At 34.2% G+C, this 15,226-nt stretch carries 17 protein-coding genes and 3 pseudogenes; 13 read left to right on the top strand and 7 right to left on the bottom strand.

Annotation, left to right across the window (positions count from 1 at the left end; genetic code table 11):
• Positions 1-107 (top strand): annotated as a pseudogene (locus ACERCF_RS11860) (IS1595 family transposase); the annotation flags it as partial.
• A gap of 19 nt (positions 108-126) precedes the next feature.
• On the opposite strand, the pseudogene ACERCF_RS11855 reads toward ACERCF_RS11860, so the two are convergent.
• The 3 genes and pseudogenes from ACERCF_RS11855 to ACERCF_RS11845 form a co-directional block, all read right to left on the bottom strand.
• Positions 127-430: pseudogene (locus ACERCF_RS11855) on the bottom strand (glycosyltransferase family 25 protein); the annotation flags it as partial.
• Positions 431-565: 135 nt separating this feature from the next.
• Positions 566-1,597 (bottom strand): tRNA (adenosine(37)-N6)-threonylcarbamoyltransferase complex transferase subunit TsaD, encoded by a 1,032-nt coding sequence (gene tsaD, locus ACERCF_RS11850; protein ID WP_373625698.1) that lies wholly within the window; start codon positions 1,595-1,597, stop codon positions 566-568.
• A 65-nt stretch (positions 1,598-1,662) separates the two neighbouring features.
• On the bottom strand, positions 1,663-2,439 hold the full coding sequence (locus tag ACERCF_RS11845; RefSeq protein WP_373611617.1) for an outer membrane protein assembly factor BamD: 777 nt from the start codon (positions 2,437-2,439) through the stop codon (positions 1,663-1,665).
• 140 nt (positions 2,440-2,579) lie between these two features.
• Between ACERCF_RS11845 and rluD the strand changes: the two genes are divergently transcribed.
• Complete coding sequence (rluD, locus tag ACERCF_RS11840; RefSeq protein ID WP_373611618.1) at positions 2,580-3,560, top strand: 23S rRNA pseudouridine(1911/1915/1917) synthase RluD; 981 nt, start codon at positions 2,580-2,582, stop codon at positions 3,558-3,560.
• A gap of 79 nt (positions 3,561-3,639) precedes the next feature.
• The gene (locus ACERCF_RS11835) at positions 3,640-3,762 is read left to right on the top strand and encodes an entericidin A/B family lipoprotein (protein WP_159630616.1); all 123 of its coding nucleotides are present in this window, start codon (positions 3,640-3,642) and stop codon (positions 3,760-3,762) included.
• A 50-nt stretch (positions 3,763-3,812) separates the two neighbouring features.
• Here the strand turns inward: ACERCF_RS11835 and ACERCF_RS11830 are convergent, their stop codons facing one another.
• The 3 genes from ACERCF_RS11830 to ACERCF_RS11820 form a co-directional block, all read right to left on the bottom strand.
• Positions 3,813-4,520: a YwiC-like family protein gene (locus ACERCF_RS11830; RefSeq protein ID WP_373611620.1), complete on the bottom strand. Its 708-nt coding sequence runs from the start codon at positions 4,518-4,520 to the stop codon at positions 3,813-3,815.
• A gap of 66 nt (positions 4,521-4,586) precedes the next feature.
• Entirely contained in the window at positions 4,587-5,561 is a 975-nt protein-coding gene (pfkA, locus tag ACERCF_RS11825; protein WP_373611621.1) for a 6-phosphofructokinase, read from the bottom strand.
• A 106-nt stretch (positions 5,562-5,667) separates the two neighbouring features.
• Entirely contained in the window at positions 5,668-6,864 is a 1,197-nt protein-coding gene (locus ACERCF_RS11820; protein WP_373625697.1) for an aminotransferase class V-fold PLP-dependent enzyme, read from the bottom strand.
• 1,175 nt (positions 6,865-8,039) lie between these two features.
• On the opposite strand from ACERCF_RS11820, the gene ACERCF_RS11815 reads away from it, so the two are divergent.
• From ACERCF_RS11815 to ACERCF_RS11770, 10 genes are all read left to right on the top strand, one after another.
• A complete protein-coding gene (locus ACERCF_RS11815) occupies positions 8,040-8,396 on the top strand; it encodes a class IIb bacteriocin, lactobin A/cerein 7B family (protein ID WP_373625696.1) in 357 nt (118 codons plus the stop codon).
• Between the two features lie 9 nt (positions 8,397-8,405).
• Positions 8,406-8,591 (top strand): hypothetical protein, encoded by a 186-nt coding sequence (locus tag ACERCF_RS11810; protein ID WP_373625695.1) that lies wholly within the window; start codon positions 8,406-8,408, stop codon positions 8,589-8,591.
• A gap of 539 nt (positions 8,592-9,130) precedes the next feature.
• Positions 9,131-9,481 (top strand): hypothetical protein, encoded by a 351-nt coding sequence (locus ACERCF_RS11805; RefSeq protein ID WP_021280430.1) that lies wholly within the window; start codon positions 9,131-9,133, stop codon positions 9,479-9,481.
• An 11-nt stretch (positions 9,482-9,492) separates the two neighbouring features.
• Positions 9,493-9,666: a hypothetical protein gene (locus ACERCF_RS11800; protein WP_373625694.1), complete on the top strand. Its 174-nt coding sequence runs from the start codon at positions 9,493-9,495 to the stop codon at positions 9,664-9,666.
• 625 nt (positions 9,667-10,291) lie between these two features.
• Positions 10,292-10,666 (top strand): hypothetical protein, encoded by a 375-nt coding sequence (locus ACERCF_RS11795; protein WP_373625693.1) that lies wholly within the window; start codon positions 10,292-10,294, stop codon positions 10,664-10,666.
• Between the two features lie 9 nt (positions 10,667-10,675).
• Complete coding sequence (locus tag ACERCF_RS11790; protein ID WP_373625692.1) at positions 10,676-11,833, top strand: cupin domain-containing protein; 1,158 nt, start codon at positions 10,676-10,678, stop codon at positions 11,831-11,833.
• Between the two features lie 735 nt (positions 11,834-12,568).
• Positions 12,569-12,808, top strand: coding sequence for a hypothetical protein (locus tag ACERCF_RS11785; protein WP_373625691.1), 240 nt, complete (start codon positions 12,569-12,571; stop codon positions 12,806-12,808).
• A gap of 273 nt (positions 12,809-13,081) precedes the next feature.
• A complete protein-coding gene (locus tag ACERCF_RS11780) occupies positions 13,082-13,213 on the top strand; it encodes a hypothetical protein (RefSeq protein ID WP_373611626.1) in 132 nt (43 codons plus the stop codon).
• The gene (locus tag ACERCF_RS11775) at positions 13,177-13,419 is read left to right on the top strand and encodes a hypothetical protein (RefSeq protein WP_373611627.1); all 243 of its coding nucleotides are present in this window, start codon (positions 13,177-13,179) and stop codon (positions 13,417-13,419) included. The genes ACERCF_RS11780 and ACERCF_RS11775 overlap by 37 nt, the downstream gene beginning before the upstream one ends.
• Before the next feature lie 720 nt (positions 13,420-14,139).
• Positions 14,140-14,379 carry a hypothetical protein gene (locus tag ACERCF_RS11770; RefSeq protein WP_373625690.1) on the top strand — a complete coding sequence of 80 codons (240 nt, stop codon included), beginning with the start codon at positions 14,140-14,142 and terminating at the stop codon, positions 14,377-14,379.
• Positions 14,380-15,122: 743 nt separating this feature from the next.
• Here ACERCF_RS11770 and ACERCF_RS11765 read toward each other — a convergent pair.
• Positions 15,123-15,226 (bottom strand): annotated as a pseudogene (locus ACERCF_RS11765) (IS1595 family transposase); the annotation flags it as partial.

Raw genomic sequence — 15,226 nt, 5'->3', positions numbered from 1 at the left:
CCCATTTTGAGCTATATTTGAAAGAATGCGAATGGCGTTTTAATCACAGTGACTTAAAATCTCAAATATTCCTTTTAAAACAATTGGTTAAAGGGGGTTTAGGTTAGTTATCTAGGACAGCCCCTTAATATATGTATTATTAAGTAGTTTATTAGCGTTTTTCCCTAAATAAATATCATCTTCAAAAATACAAATGTAGTCTAAATCCTTCTCTTTAGCTAAATGCCATATGGCTTAAGGCACAAGATATTTCACCTTTTGTCAAAGAACTATTGTAAATATTAATTCCTAATTGTGATGCTTGTCTTTCCATTGAGTCAGGAGTAATTGCATCAAAAAATTCAAAAGGGATATGTTGTTTACCAAATTCAGATTCAATATGTTTTCTGCGATCTTCTGCAGAAGTAAGACTAATCACATAATTATTCATAATCGATATCTTATAATTTACAAATGGTTAACTTATTTATAATTTTTTAATTTCTATATGTCCATTTTAAGCTATTAGTAGAAGTTAGCTTAATAGTTTTTGCAAAATTCTTAATAAATATAACCGCTTGTAGGGCTATTTTAATGGTGTCAATTCGGTCATTGGCCAGCGAGGTTTCACACTAATACTTAAATCAGATGATTCTCCGTTCTTTAAGCGTAAAAAGCCAGCATAGGCAATCATTGCGCCGTTGTCGGTACAAAATTGTGGGCGAGGGTAGAACACTTCGCCTTTTAATTTTTTCATCATTTCTGCTACATCGGCACGAAGTTGTTTATTCGCACTTACGCCACCTGCCATAATGAGACGGTTATAGCCTGTTTGTTCTAATGCTCGTTTGCATTTAATTAAGATAGTATCGACTACTGCTTGTTGGAATGCGTGAGCAATGTCGCAACGAGTTTGTTCGTCAATTTCCCCATTTTCATTAGCATTCGCTTTAATAGTGTTAGCAGCGAAAGTTTTTAAGCCTGAAAAGCTGAAATCTAAGCCTGGTCTATCTGTCATTGGTCGAGGGAATTTGAAGCGATTAGGTGTGCCAGATTCTGCCAGTTTTGACATCGCAACACCAGCAGGGTAGTCTAAACCAAGTAACTTACCTGTTTTATCAAAGGCTTCTCCTGCGGCATCATCGATTGATTCGCCTAATAGTTCGTATTGACCTACGCCATCAACTTTGACTAATTGAGTATGCCCGCCAGAAATCAGTAATGCAACAAATGGAAATTCAGGAGCGTTTTCTTCCAGCATTTGAGCGAGTAGATGACCTTCCATATGATGAACACCGAGAGCAGGTACATTCCACGCATAAGCTAAAGAGCGAGCAATGGTTGAACCGACTAATAATGCTCCAACTAAGCCCGGCCCTGAGGTATAAGCAATTCCATCAATGTCTGAAGGCTTTAAATTGGCTTCTTTTAAGGCTTCTTGGATTAGAGGTAGTGTTTTACGGATATGATCACGAGAGGCGAGCTCTGGTACAACGCCACCGTAATCAGCGTGCATATCAATTTGGCTGTAGAGTTGGTTTGCCACTAAGCCTTTTTCTTCATCATAAATGGCAACGCCAGTTTCATCGCAAGAGGTTTCAATGCCTAAAATTCGCATAATATCCTTAAATAAGTAAAAGCCAAAAGGGGCGAAATCGCCCCCCATTTTTCGTTTCTATGTGTTTAGAACTGCTCGCCGTATTTCGGTTTTGACGGGTTTGGTAAGGTTTTATTTTCGTATTCTTGAATTAAGGCATCTGTTTTTTGCTCGGCATCTTGAATACCCATTTGTTTATACGCTTCTTTTAAATATGGAAGAGCTGCTTTTGTTGCTTCAGTATTAGGGTAGAAACGTAACATTTCTTCAATACGGTTTACCACTGCAACATAAGCGTTACGATCATCATAGAATTTAACAATCGATAATTCGTGTTCTGCTAAGCGGTTGAATAAGTAATTCATCCAGTTTTGTGCATCTTGAGCATATTGGCTTTGTGGGTAGTGCTGAACGATAGTTTGGAAGTTACCGTAAGCATTACGTACATTATCCACCGCACGAAAAGCACGATTTACGCCGAAGAAATCTTGAATAAAATTATCACCTAAGCGTGCGTTTGAAAGACCAGCAAGATAGAATACATAATCCATATTCGCAGCATTTGGGTAAGAACGAGCAAAACGTTCTGCGGCGTCTAATGCTTTATAATATTCACCAACTTTATATTGTGCATAAATTAAACTTAGTTGGGTTTGTTCACCTAAACCGGTATATTGCCCACCCTTAGTACCTACACCCTCTAAGTAACGAATAGCAGAGTTATAATCGCCGTCTTGTAAATAGGTTTGCCCTTTGCTATAAAGGTCTTGAGCGTTTGATTCTTCGATATCTTTATTAGAACTTGAACAACCTACAACAAGCCCTGCTAATACTAATGTGGCAAGAGTTTTAAATTTACGCATATGTTTTACCTATAAAAAGTGTCTGAGACTAAAAGTTAATGTACAATATCGTCAGACTAAGAATAACTTGTGAAGTTCATCGTGCTATTTTATATAACATCACGCAAGTAAGCAAATGACTAATTAGGATTTATATTTTAATGACTACTCAACAAAAAATTTTAACCGCAGAAATTACTGCTGATTTATTAGGGGCTCGCTTAGACCAAGCGCTCGCACAACTTTTCCCTGACTATTCACGTTCACGCATTAAAGTCTGGATTGAAAATGATTTAGTCAAAGTCAACGGTAATATTGTGAACAAAGCGAGAGAAAAAGTATTTGGCGGTGAAAGTGTTGAAATTACCGCTGAAATTGAGGAAGAAATTCGTTTTGAACCGCAAGATATTCCACTCAATATCGTGTATGAAGATGACGATATTATTGTTATCAACAAACCGAAAGATTTAGTGGTTCACCCAGGGGCTGGTAATCCAGATGGTACGATACTAAATGCTTTGTTACATTATTATCCACCGATTGCAGAAGTACCAAGAGCCGGCATTGTGCATCGTTTAGATAAAGATACAACAGGTTTAATGGTGGTGGCGAAAAATATTCCAGCCCAAACGCATTTAGTAACAGCATTGCAAAAACGCCGTATTACACGTGAGTATGAGGCAGTAGCAAGTGGTATTATGACGCAAGGAGGTAAAGTAGATGAGCCAATGGCTCGCCACCCGACTAAGCGTACTGCAATGGCTGTTCACCCAATGGGAAAACCGGCAGTTACCCATTATCGTATTATGGAGCGTTTTCGTAACTACACACGTTTACGTTTGCGTTTAGAAACGGGACGAACCCACCAAATTCGTGTACATATGGCACATATTGCCCACCCATTATTAGGTGATCAACTTTATGGTGGCAGACCTCGTCCACCAAAAGGGGCAAGCGAGGAATTTTTAGCTGTATTGCGTGGTTTTCAACGCCAAGCATTACACGCCATTATGTTACGTTTAGAACACCCAATTACAGGCGAGTTGATGGAATGGCACGCCCCACTACCAGAGGATTTTGTAGAACTCATTCAAGCATTAAAAGAGGATTATGAACTTTATAAAGATGAATTAGATTATTAATTTAAGGTGTTGCATTTATAATTTAGAGTTGTTATATTGGGATTGTTTTCATAACAAACAAAAAAATAAGGAGCGTTTTATGAAAAAATTAGTATTAGCAATTTTAGCAAGTGCAACTTTCTTAACAGCATGTAACACGGTTGATGGCGTAGGCAAGGACGTTGAGAAAGCTGGCGATAAAATCCAACAAGCAGCACAATAAGAATAATTAAAAACCTCTGATAACCTCAGAGGTTTTTTGTTATCAGAAATTTATAAGACTAATGCAATTAAAAAAATCAAAATAACAGGAAATTCTAGCATTCCAATCTGTTTTACGTTTAAGCCTAAACTTGGCACAATAATTGCACGACCAGCTGCAATTAAATAAGCAAAGAAGACCGCTTGCATTGAGCTTAGACTATAAGCGAAAGCCAATAATAAGTGTGTTGCAATGCTAAGTTCCATATAAACGGGGTTTTTACGCTCTCGCACCATACTTTTTACATAGAATGTAGTCGCAATAAAAAACAAGGTTGGGTGGAGTAAAATCTCCATATTATATTGTTTTGTAACAACATAATAAGCTGCCATTCCCATTACTCCAAAAGTTAAAATCCCTGCAATATCATTCCACAAATTTCGCTCATCTTTTTGCTTAGCAAAGAAAATTTGAATTAACCCAAGCGGTAGAATTATCACTAAAAATTGCAAAATAGCAGGCAGGCTATAAATAACAGGCAGAGCAAAGAGCAGGCTTAAAGCGAAGTAAATTTTTGCCCATTTTTTATTGCGTTCGGTTGGTTTTTTACTAAATAAAGAGAGAAAAGGATAAGAGAAAAAGTAGAGGAATAGCCAAGAAAGTCCAAAGAAAATATGTAAAGGCGTAAAGCCAGTTTTAATGACAGCATACAGAAAAGGCAGCATTGCCATTGCTAATGCACCGTGCTGGTTGGAAATAACAGGTTTTTCTTTGAACATTCGATTTCCTTATTAGGTGAAAATAAAAAGGCGACTATTTTAGTCGCCTTTAAATTTTAAGAAATCCTAGAATAATTTTCTAGAGGTCTCGTATAATTCTTCTTTAAACGGACGACGCATATTATTAATTGCATCAATAATATCGTGATGAACTAACTGCTCGTTTTGAATACCGACACAGTGTCCGCCAAAACCTTGTAATAATAATTCCACCGCGTAAACGCCCATACGAGAGGCTAAAATACGGTCGAAGGCACAAGGTGCACCACCACGTTGGGTGTGACCTAACACAGTTGCACGGGTTTCATTGCCGAAACGTGCTTCAATTTCTTTCGCTAATGCGTGAACATCGGTCATCAATTCGGTAATTGCAATAATCGAATGGCGTTTACCTTTATGGAAACCTTCTTCGATGCTTCGCATTAACGCTTCTTTATCTAAGCCTTTTTCCGGTACGATCACATATTCGCAACCACCGGCGAGGGCAGCACTTAGGGTTAAATCACCGCAGTGGCGACCCATAATTTCTACAATTGAAATACGTTGGTGCGAGCTTGAAGTATCACGCAGACGGTCAATCGCATCTAATGCGGTTTCAAGGGCGGTTTGATAGCCGATGGTGTAGTCTGTTCCCACAATATCATTATCAATCGTACCCGGAATACCGATACAAGGGTAACCAAACTCTTCGGTTAATAATTTTGCACCCATATAAGAGCCGTCACCACCGATTACCACTAAGGCATCAATATCATATTTCTTTAAGGTTTCTACGCATTTTTTACGCACTTCGGGGCGTTTAAATTCAGGAAAGCGAGCTGAACCTAAGAACGTACCACCACGGTTGATGGTTTCAGACACAGAACGGCGATCAAGCGGGATCACTTTATCGTGATAAAGCCCATAGTATCCGTCTTGAATACCACACACATCTAAGCCTTCATTTAATGCTGTACGCACCACACCACGGATTGCAGCGTTCATTCCCGGAGCATCGCCACCACTGGTTAATACCGCGATTTTTTTGATTTTTTTACTCATTTAAAAACACCTTGTTGATAAATTAAAGTTAAGATTGAAACTGGTGTAAAGATTACAATATTCAGCCTTTTCGTTCTACTAAAAAATGTGTAATTTTTGATTTAGTTTAGCTTTCTTGCAAAATTTCAAGGGCAAAATCTAAGGCGTTGAAAAAATGCTCAACATCTTGTTGGGTATTGTAATGGGCAAGCGAAAGGCGAAGTGTGCCGCTTTCTTGCAAATAACGTAAATAAGGCTTGGCACAATGTTCGCCGTGCCGAATAGCGATTTTACTCTGGGTCAAAAAAGCGGCAATATCAGCAGGGTGCTGATCTTTAACCACAAAACTAATGGTTGGCGTATTTTGTTGCCCGATAATTTGTAAATTTTGATAAGAATTTAACCGCTTGCGGGTGTATTCAGCCAAGTCATAAAGCTGACGATTAAGATCGACAAAATCCCATTTTTCGAGCCAAGTCAACACTTGCCCAAAGGCGATAATGCCTGCGATATTCGGCGTGCCGGCTTCCAAGCGATAAGGTAACTCTGCCACAGTTAATTCACTTTCCGTAATGTTTTTCAGCATTTTACCGCCAAATACAAGCGGTTGAATTTGCTCCAAACTTTGCAATTTGCCGGTTAGCACACCCACACCGTTTGGACCATACATTTTATGGGCGGAGAAAGCGTAGAAATCTGCATCTAATTTCTGCACGTCCACTTGCTCTGAGCAAACTGCTTGAGCAATATCTAACACAATTTTAGCAGAGCAAGATTGGCGGATAAGCGGGATTATTTGTTCCGCTGGTTGGCGAACCCCTGTTACGTTAGAAACTAAATTAAAGGCAACAATTTTGGTTTTTTCCGATAACGCATTTTTAAGAGTTTCAAGCTCAATTTCATACTTATCATTAAGTGGCAACACCACGAGTTTCGCCCCTGTACGCTGTGCCAACTGCTGCCAAGGAATAAAATTAGCGTGATGTTCCGCCACTGAAATTACAATTTCATCGCCTGCTGCAATTTGATGCTCCAAGCCATAAGCCACGGTGTTAATACTTTGGGTTGTGCCGCTCGTCCAAATCACCGCTTCACGAGTTTCTACATTAAAACGTTTTGCAACCAGATCACGAGCTAATTCATACTGTTTGGTTTGTGGCAAATCGTACTGACTGCGATGCACCGAACCAGCAGAGGAGTAAAACTCACTTGTTGCTTGAATAAGTACATTAGGCTTTAGGGTTGTGGCGGCAGAGTCTAAATATGTCCAACCATCCGATTTTTCAAAAAAGGGGAAGTGGGTACGGAATAGGGCGTTAGGCATAAGTTAATTCCTAGGATTTTTTTGAAAATTTAGTTAACAAGAAAGCACTTATTATAAAGAAATGTTTTGAGATAAGAAGCATTTCAAGAAATAAAAGGATTTATTTTGTTAACTTCCTGTTAAATTGTTGTTGACTAATAAAATTTTTTTTATAAAATCCATATAAAAAATATGGTCTATTTGGAGGGGTAAAAAATAAACGTTACTAACGTATGAAAAGAATAAGATAATCTATATTTTTTTAGAATGCTCTGAAATATATTCTATTTATTTTAACCTAAGGGAGGTTACATGAAACCTTTTTTTAAATAATAATAAAATCATAAATATATTTTTATTTTATATTTTTATATATTGTATGTCATTAATAATATCATCATTTTTTAATGTGCATGTTGCTTATTTCTATTTTGGAATATTAATTTTTATTTTATTTTTTAATTATTTTAAGAAAATAGTCACTTTTTTGTTAAAAGTGTGACGTTTATTTTTGCTGAGTTTTTAGTTTTATATTTAATGCTGTAATATGTTTGTATGTGAGGTTTTTATGTATCTTAAAGTATTGTTTTTTACATCAAGTATTTTGCTTCCTTTTGTATATAAGGATATTCGTATGTCAGCAAATAATAGTCTTTATTTTTTTATGAAAAAAACTATATGGAAGGTTTTGTTTTTTTCGATGCTGTCTAATTTTTTCTTTTTTATAAAAGATGGATATATGAAGGAACTTAATGTTTTATATATTGTGGAAGATGTTGTAAGTATAGTATTATTTTTAGAATTATTTTTAATATTAGTTTTTGTGATCAGAATTAGATTAAAGGGAGCGAGGTGAAAGAGTTATCATTTTTATAATTAATTTTGATTATTTAATTTATAATGCTTTGGTATTGTTTTAATTTATATTTAATTTGATTTTTTTCTTGTTTTTATAATGGTGTAATCTATGGAGAAAGATGGGTTGATTATTTTGATTAATATGATTCTATGGTTGCTTATCTTGTTTTTCCCCCCGTTTTTATTAAGTAGATATTTAAATAATAAAATGAAAGATAAAAAAAGAGTGGATTTAATTATTTTGTACGTTGTTATATTAAATATGTTGTTTTTTAGATTTTTTCTTGATTATATTGGGAAATATCCAGTTATTTTTAATTTAAATTAAAGGAGGTAATATGAAAGAACTAAGTATTGAAGAACTTAAGTTAGTTCAAGGAGGCATTTTGCCTGCAGTATTAGGTGCTGCAGTTACAGCTGCTGCAAGAGGAGCGGCTATGGGGGTTGCTTCCTATGGAGTCAGAGAAACATTTGGTGATCAAAATTATAACTGGAAAGATGTAGGAGCTGCAGCAGCTGGTGGTGCTATCGGAGGATTAATTGGTAATAGTAGTACAACAAGAGTTGTATCATCAATATTCTTTAGTGGTGCAACCGAAGGGCTATTTCATTCAATATCCAAAGATATAAATAAAGCCACAAATAAGTCAGGCTCAGATTATGATTGCGGTGATGGTACAGATTACCAAGATTAAGGAGATAAAATGAAAATTCAATTTCCAATTTCTTATCAAGAATTTCGTGAAAATTATTTTGAGAAGCAACCACTTTTAATGAAAGGTGCTATAGATCCGCAAGATTTGCTTTCTTGGAGGGCTATCAATGAAGTATTACTTCGTTGTGATTTACTTTCTGAAGATGCAATTAAAGTAATGTATAAAGTAGGTTGAAATACTTTAATGGAGAGAGTATGGTGGATTTTTCTATTTTGATATTAGTTATAGTATTGCCTGTTATTTTTGTGAAAGTTGTAGATGTACTGTTGCTTAGTAAGTTAGATATGAGTAAGGAAAAAAATGGCAAATGCCAAATAATAATATATTTATTTATAATAATTTTACTTGGGACATATAAGAGCTATTTTATTTAAAAATAAATAAGAGGAGAGAAAATGAAAGATCTTAGTATTAAGGATTGTGAAATAATATATGGAGGCATAGCCCCTTTGTGGTGGGATGGTACAGGCATTACATCATACTGGGAACTAAATTATACCACCCTACCACTAGTATTTTAGTTTATACGGCTAGATAAATATGATTTTTGAAAAAATATTACTTATATTGATTATCCCATTCATATTATCAAGAATTGTGTCTATTCTTCTTGTAAAGAAGATTGTAAAAAATAAAAATGTACAAGATGTTATTGAGGCTATAGTTCTAATAGTATTTGTTGTAATTATAAACATTATAGAGGAATATCTCTTATGAAAGAGTTAAAAATTGAGGATTGCCAATTTGTTTCGGCAGGCTTTGCACCTGTTATTGTAGGAGCTGTTGCTGGAGCTGCATATTATGTTGGGAATAGTATGATTTCTGGGGAAAAAATGACTTGGGAGAGTTTGGGAGCATCAGCTATAGGTGGGGCTATTGGTGGCGGTATTGGAGCAACAATGAAAGCTGGTGCGGTGACAGTGTCAACCTTATCTGCTTTAGGTGGTGGTATGGGGGAGGGCTTGTATAAAAGTACTTCTCAAGGTATCAAAAATAGTATTGGTATAAAGGCGAGTTGCAATCAATCAGGTTCGGATTATGGTGATGGATGTGATTATCAATAAGAGAGTATATTATGAAAATTCAATTTCCAATTTCTTATCAAGAATTTCGTGAAAGTTATTTTGAGAAACAGCCTTTATTAATGAAAGGAGCAATAAAGCAACAAGATTTACTCTCTTGGAATGCTATCAATGAAGTATTACCTCGTTGTGATTTACTTTCTGAAGATGCAATTAAAGTAAATTGAAATACTTTAATGGAGAAAGTATGGTGGATTTTTCTATTTTGATATTAGTTATAGTATTGCCTGTTATTTTTGTGAAAGTTATAGATGTACTGTTGCTTAGTAAGTTAGATATGAGTAAGGAAAAAATGACAAATGCCAAATAATAATATATTCATTTATAATAATTTTACTTGGGGCATATAAGAGCTATTTTATTCAAAAATAAATAAGAGGAGAGAAAATGAAAGATCTTAGTATTAAGGATTGTGAAATAATATATGGAGGCATAGCCCCTTTGTGGTGGGCTGGTGCAGGTATTGCATCATATGTGGGAACTAGATTTTACGGATGGCAAACTGATTTTATGAGGCTGTATGTCTGATTTTAACTTGATAGTATTGGTAATGTTTTTTATTTATATGTTTTCCTATATTTTAAATAGGATTAATATTGGGGTTTTTTATGGCTGTTTTATTATTTCCATTTCAAACTCAATAGTTATATTTAGCTGGGTTCATTTTGGGGGTGATTATAATTACCCTGTTATGCGTACAATTATTTATTCTTTATCTATGTCCATAATTATATTACCTATAGTGTATAGCGTATATAAGAAATTTTGAATTTTTCTTAAAGAGGTATAAATATGAAAGAAATTAGTATTAAAGACTGTGCATTAGTTGTAGGAGGGATGGGGCTTATTACAAGAAGTATGATCTCAAGCCCTGCTGTCAGAGCTGGTGTAACTACAGGGGCAGGGGCTTATATTACTGAACAGGCATACTTTGGGCAGGATATTACTGTAGGAGGTATATTAGGGTATGGTGCAGCAGGAGCTATTGGTGGGGCTGCAAGTGTAGCGAATAGTGTTATTAGAGCGACAAGATATTCGGAGATGATAGGTGCTGCAGTTGGTGGTGGATTAATAGGAACTGGAAATATGATAAATAATTCTATTAAGAATACTAATAAGTCAGGCTCAGATTATGATTACGGTGATGGTACAGATTACCAAGATTAAGGAGAAAAAATGAAAATTCAATTTCCAATTTCTTATCAAGAATTTCGTGAAAATTATTTTGAGAAAAAACCACTTTTAATGAAAGGAGCAATATCTCAGAAAGATTTACTTTCTTGGAAAGCGATAAATGAAATATTACCTCGTTGTAATTTACTTTCTGAAGATGCAATTAAAGTAATGTATAAAGGCAAAAGAGTACCTAAGAAAGATTATTTAGAAGAATATAATGATCTAGGTACTATTCGTTATAAATTTCAAGAAGAAAATTTATATGGTTTTTTAAGAGATGGGGCAACATTAGTCGCAAATGGTATTGTAAATGAACCAAGTGTTGATTGCTTCTCTCAAGAGATAGCTCAATTTACAGGCTGTCATATTTTTTCAAGTTTATATATTGCGTTTAATACTCAAAGATCTTTTAAAAGCCATTGGGATAGTCGTGATATTTTTGCAGTTCAAATGCAGGGTAAAAAGCGTTGGATTATTCACACTCCAACATTTAAAAAACCATTGTTTATGCATCGTAGTAAAGATATGCCTGAATATACTCCTAATCTTGATGATGTATATATGGATATTGTATTAGAAGCTGGAGATGTTCTTTATTTACCTCGTGGCTGGTGGCACGATCCTATTCCTGTTGGAGAAGAAACTGTGCATTTAGCTGTAGGCATTTTTCCTGCTTATACTCATAACTATCTGACTTGGGTATCTCAAAATATGGTTGAGAAAGAAATTGCCCGAGCTTCTTTATCGCATTATGAGTCAGATAAAGAGTTGATAGCACAGCTGGCAGAACACACAGCAGAATATATTAAAGATAAAGAGAATTATCGCAAATTTATTGAGAATTTTTATGATCAGAAGCGGATTGAAAAGCCACTTAATTTGGAAACTTTAGGAAATTATCAATATAATTCTATTTCGGAAAATCAAAAAATTTCATTTAAAACCAAAAATCATTATTTTGGTTATGAAAATAAGATAATTTCAAATGGATATGGTATTTCTCTTGACGAAGAGTTTGGAGATGTTATTAAATCTCTTAAACAGGGTTCGGAAGTTTCATTAAATGATATTTTAGAAAAAGTATCAGAAGATAAACGAGATAAATTTTCTCAGCTTATTTGGCAGTTATCTTATGTTGGTGTGCTAAAATTGAGTTAAATAAGTAAGGTTTTACTATAGTTATTTTGTTAGCCTCTAATAGAGGCTAATATTAAAATAATTTATTAGGTTGAGCTATTTTTTCTCTAAGTTTAATTATAAATATAGTAATCTTATAATTTATCCTGAATACTTCAGAAGTATAGATTATAAGTTATGAATGTAGGGGGTATCGATGTTGCTATTTATTCTTAGGACGTTATTACCTTTAATAATGTTATCTGCTTGTGTTAACTATCAAGAATATGATGAAAAGGATGGTGAATGTCATTATTCTTCCTATGGAAGTGGAAAGGCAAAAGATTCTGTTAGGAAAAGAATAGAGTATAATAGATGTTTAAGAGAGAATAAGCACTTATTTCATAAGTGGCAATCATTGAATAATATATCTTGTCTGTATAGATGTAAGATTAATTAATGTATGTAACTAAATTTTATTCCGAGTGTTTTATGAGATTTGTTACTGTGATTTATATTGCGTTTATTTATTTTATGATTAAACGATTTGTTTATCCATTGTTACCATTCGAGTGTGGCGTGGCTATTTATGATATTGTGTTTTTTTTCTTTCTGATTGTCTATTATTTTCTTGAAAAACGATTGTGATATATTTTTTAGACTGGTAGTGTTTGACTTTTTAATATGATTATTTTATTAACTTTATATTTTTATAAAATTATATCTTTATGTATATAGAAATAAGAGTGCTAATGTAGTTGTATAAATTGGTATTATATGTTCAGAAAAGAAGCTATTGCATATCAGTCAAAAAAATGGAAAAGCACTGCGGTACTATTTAGCAGAATTCCTGCTTGGTTTGTCTTTTTCATTTCTTTCTTTATTTTTGCTGCATTTATTTTATTTATTGTTTTTGGCAGTTATACCCTCCGTGAAGTGGTTATGGGTGAGTTGGTAATGCAATCTCATCCTATTTTGCTCTCTGCTCCTAAATCGGGCTATATTTCAACTTATTAGGTTACTCTTTGCTAGCCAAACTACTGTATAACATAAGTGACAAACTGGTTAATTATGATGAGTCTTTTGTAAATTTTAGTACTAAATTAACCGCTTATTTGAACAAGGTTATCAGCATATTGGGGCTATTTTATTCCATCAAAAATGTGAACAAGATCACAAATTTAGAAAAATATTCAAATTATATTGATAATTATTTTTATTTGGTTTATTTTTGTGGTGTATTTATTGTATCCATAAATACATACTATCAACCTTTTTAGGAGAAAAGTTATGAGAGAGATTACAAATACTTGCTGTTTACATCACGTTTCTGGTGGTTATTCTGGGTATGATTATGATCCTAACTGCCCAGGTTGTAATGGACAATGGGAGGAGAAGATCGAATTTCAAGAGAAACAGTAGTTAGAATAGGATCTTGGATAGGCGGAGCTGCAGGAACTGCGGTTAGTGCTGCAACAGGTGCAGGATTAGGAGTATCAATTCTTGCTGGCAATGGAGGGGCTGATTTTGGTGGATTTATTGCTGGAACAATATATGATAATCCAGAGAGTGCAAGGCATCCAGATTATGATGTTCCGTCAAGTAATCTAATCAATCCGTATAAGTAGCATATACTATGAATATAAGAAATCTCATTAATATATTGATTTTGGCTATTTGGATAATCCTAATTCCAACTATATCTGTTTTGTTAGATATATATTTCAATATAAATGGAATAGAAAAATGGCTTATTGTTTCCATAATAGCATTCCTTTATGTACTAGTTTTTAGAAAAAGACTCAACATAAAGATTTTTTAATATGTTCCGACAAGAAGCCTTAGATTATAAGAAATGGAAAAGTACAGCAGTGCTTTTTAGCAGAATTCCTGCTTGGTTAGTTTTCTCCATTTCTTTCTTTATTTTTACTGTATTTATTATTGTATTAGTTAGCTATACTCGATATGCAACTGTCGTGGATTAATTAGGTGATCTATGTTTAGCTAATTATCCTTTTTGCACCAAAATCCAGCTATATTTTCTTATTCCATATATTTTTATCTCATATCTTTCTTCAAAGCCTTCTTGATTCATATTACTATTTTTCAATTCTAGCCACTTATTTTGTGAAATATATCACATTTTTACAATAAATTAATAACTTGTAATTGACAATGATGATCATTTAAATAAGATTATCTGTGTGCCTATATACTAGGTACATATCAATCACTATTTTTATAGGAGAAAAGTTATGAAATAACTTACAAATAGCTGCTGTTTACAGCATGTTTCTGGTGGTAGTGGATGGATAGGAGCTAATGATTGCCCTATTTGTAATGAGGAATTGAGTAATGAGAAATCAGATACTGCTCAAGTTATCGGCAATGCTGCTGGAACTTTAATTGGACAGCGTATTGGTACAGCCATAGGAGGAATGGCAAGTCCAATAGGTGCTGTTGCAGGTGCTTATATTGGAAATGAGATAGGAAAGTTTATAGATACTGCAATAGCTACTAACTATCTTCCTCCACTCGGAGATGATAGTATTTTGTTAGACTACATTAAGAATGAACAACCATGGTAGGTCAAATGAAATTCAATCTAGTACTTTTCTGTGCTTTATTACTTGCTAGTTACATAGTTTCTAAATTATTTCCTGATGAGGGTTTGAAAACAACTATGCTTATTGCTTCTAACTTAATTGTTTATCTACTCATAAGAAAATTTGTGAAGTAATTTATTTTATGTTTAGACAAGAAGCCTTAAATTATCAGAAATGGAAAAGCACTGCGGTACTATTTAGCAGAATTCCTACTTGGTTTGTCTTTTCCATTTCTTTCTTTATTTTTGCTGCATTTATTAATTGTATTAGTTAGCTATACTCGGTATGCAACTGTCGTGGATTAATTAGGTGATATAGGTTTAGCCAATTATCATTTTTATAAAATATCTATGTGCCTATATACTAGGTACATATCAATCACCATTTTTATAGGAGAAAAGTTATGAAAGAGCTTAAAACTTAAAAATAGTTGTTGCTTACAGCATGTTTCTGGCGGAGGATGGATAGGCGCTAATGATTGCCCTATTTGTAATGAGGAATTAAATAATGAGAAATCAGATACTGCTCAAGTTATCGGTAATGCTGCTGGAACTTTAATTGGACAGCGTATTGGTACAGCCATAGGAGGAATGGCAAGTCCAATAGGTGCTGTTGCAGGTGCTTATATTGGAAATTAGATAGGAAAGTTTATAGATACTGCAATAGCTACTAACTATCTTCCTCCACTCGGAGATGATAGTATTTGGGGCTGTAGTAGATTAGCCCTAAATCTCACACCATTTTCGCAACGTTTTGAGCTGTTCTTTTGGTGTACCAAAGTTAAACCGAAATTCACATTCCTTCAAGAATAAAGGGAAATTTTTTCGGT

Origin of the sequence: Mannheimia kashgarensis (assembly GCF_041807705.1) — a bacterium.
In the GTDB taxonomy this organism is placed as follows: domain Bacteria; phylum Pseudomonadota; class Gammaproteobacteria; order Enterobacterales; family Pasteurellaceae; genus Mannheimia.
The sequence above is the reverse complement of the archived record's forward strand: the minus strand, read 5'-3'. Positions and strand labels throughout refer to the sequence as shown.

Bases quoted from the DNA above. Each gene is read 5' to 3' on its own strand.
- tsaD (WP_373625698.1), bottom strand. From the start codon at position 1,597: ATGCGAATTTTAGGCATTGAAACCTCTTGCGATGAAACTGGCGTTGCC.
- ACERCF_RS11845 (WP_373611617.1), bottom strand. From the start codon at position 2,439: ATGCGTAAATTTAAAACTCTTGCCACATTAGTATTAGCAGGGCTTGTT.
- rluD (WP_373611618.1), top strand. From the start codon at position 2,580: ATGACTACTCAACAAAAAATTTTAACCGCAGAAATTACTGCTGATTTA.
- ACERCF_RS11835 (WP_159630616.1), top strand. From the start codon at position 3,640: ATGAAAAAATTAGTATTAGCAATTTTAGCAAGTGCAACTTTCTTAACA.
- ACERCF_RS11830 (WP_373611620.1), bottom strand. From the start codon at position 4,520: ATGTTCAAAGAAAAACCTGTTATTTCCAACCAGCACGGTGCATTAGCA.
- pfkA (WP_373611621.1), bottom strand. From the start codon at position 5,561: ATGAGTAAAAAAATCAAAAAAATCGCGGTATTAACCAGTGGTGGCGAT.
- ACERCF_RS11820 (WP_373625697.1), bottom strand. From the start codon at position 6,864: ATGCCTAACGCCCTATTCCGTACCCACTTCCCCTTTTTTGAAAAATCG.
- ACERCF_RS11815 (WP_373625696.1), top strand. From the start codon at position 8,040: ATGAAAGAACTAAGTATTGAAGAACTTAAGTTAGTTCAAGGAGGCATT.
- ACERCF_RS11810 (WP_373625695.1), top strand. From the start codon at position 8,406: ATGAAAATTCAATTTCCAATTTCTTATCAAGAATTTCGTGAAAATTAT.
- ACERCF_RS11805 (WP_021280430.1), top strand. From the start codon at position 9,131: ATGAAAGAGTTAAAAATTGAGGATTGCCAATTTGTTTCGGCAGGCTTT.
- ACERCF_RS11800 (WP_373625694.1), top strand. From the start codon at position 9,493: ATGAAAATTCAATTTCCAATTTCTTATCAAGAATTTCGTGAAAGTTAT.
- ACERCF_RS11795 (WP_373625693.1), top strand. From the start codon at position 10,292: ATGAAAGAAATTAGTATTAAAGACTGTGCATTAGTTGTAGGAGGGATG.
- ACERCF_RS11790 (WP_373625692.1), top strand. From the start codon at position 10,676: ATGAAAATTCAATTTCCAATTTCTTATCAAGAATTTCGTGAAAATTAT.
- ACERCF_RS11785 (WP_373625691.1), top strand. From the start codon at position 12,569: ATGTTCAGAAAAGAAGCTATTGCATATCAGTCAAAAAAATGGAAAAGC.
- ACERCF_RS11780 (WP_373611626.1), top strand. From the start codon at position 13,082: ATGAGAGAGATTACAAATACTTGCTGTTTACATCACGTTTCTGGTGGT.
- ACERCF_RS11775 (WP_373611627.1), top strand. From the start codon at position 13,177: ATGGGAGGAGAAGATCGAATTTCAAGAGAAACAGTAGTTAGAATAGGA.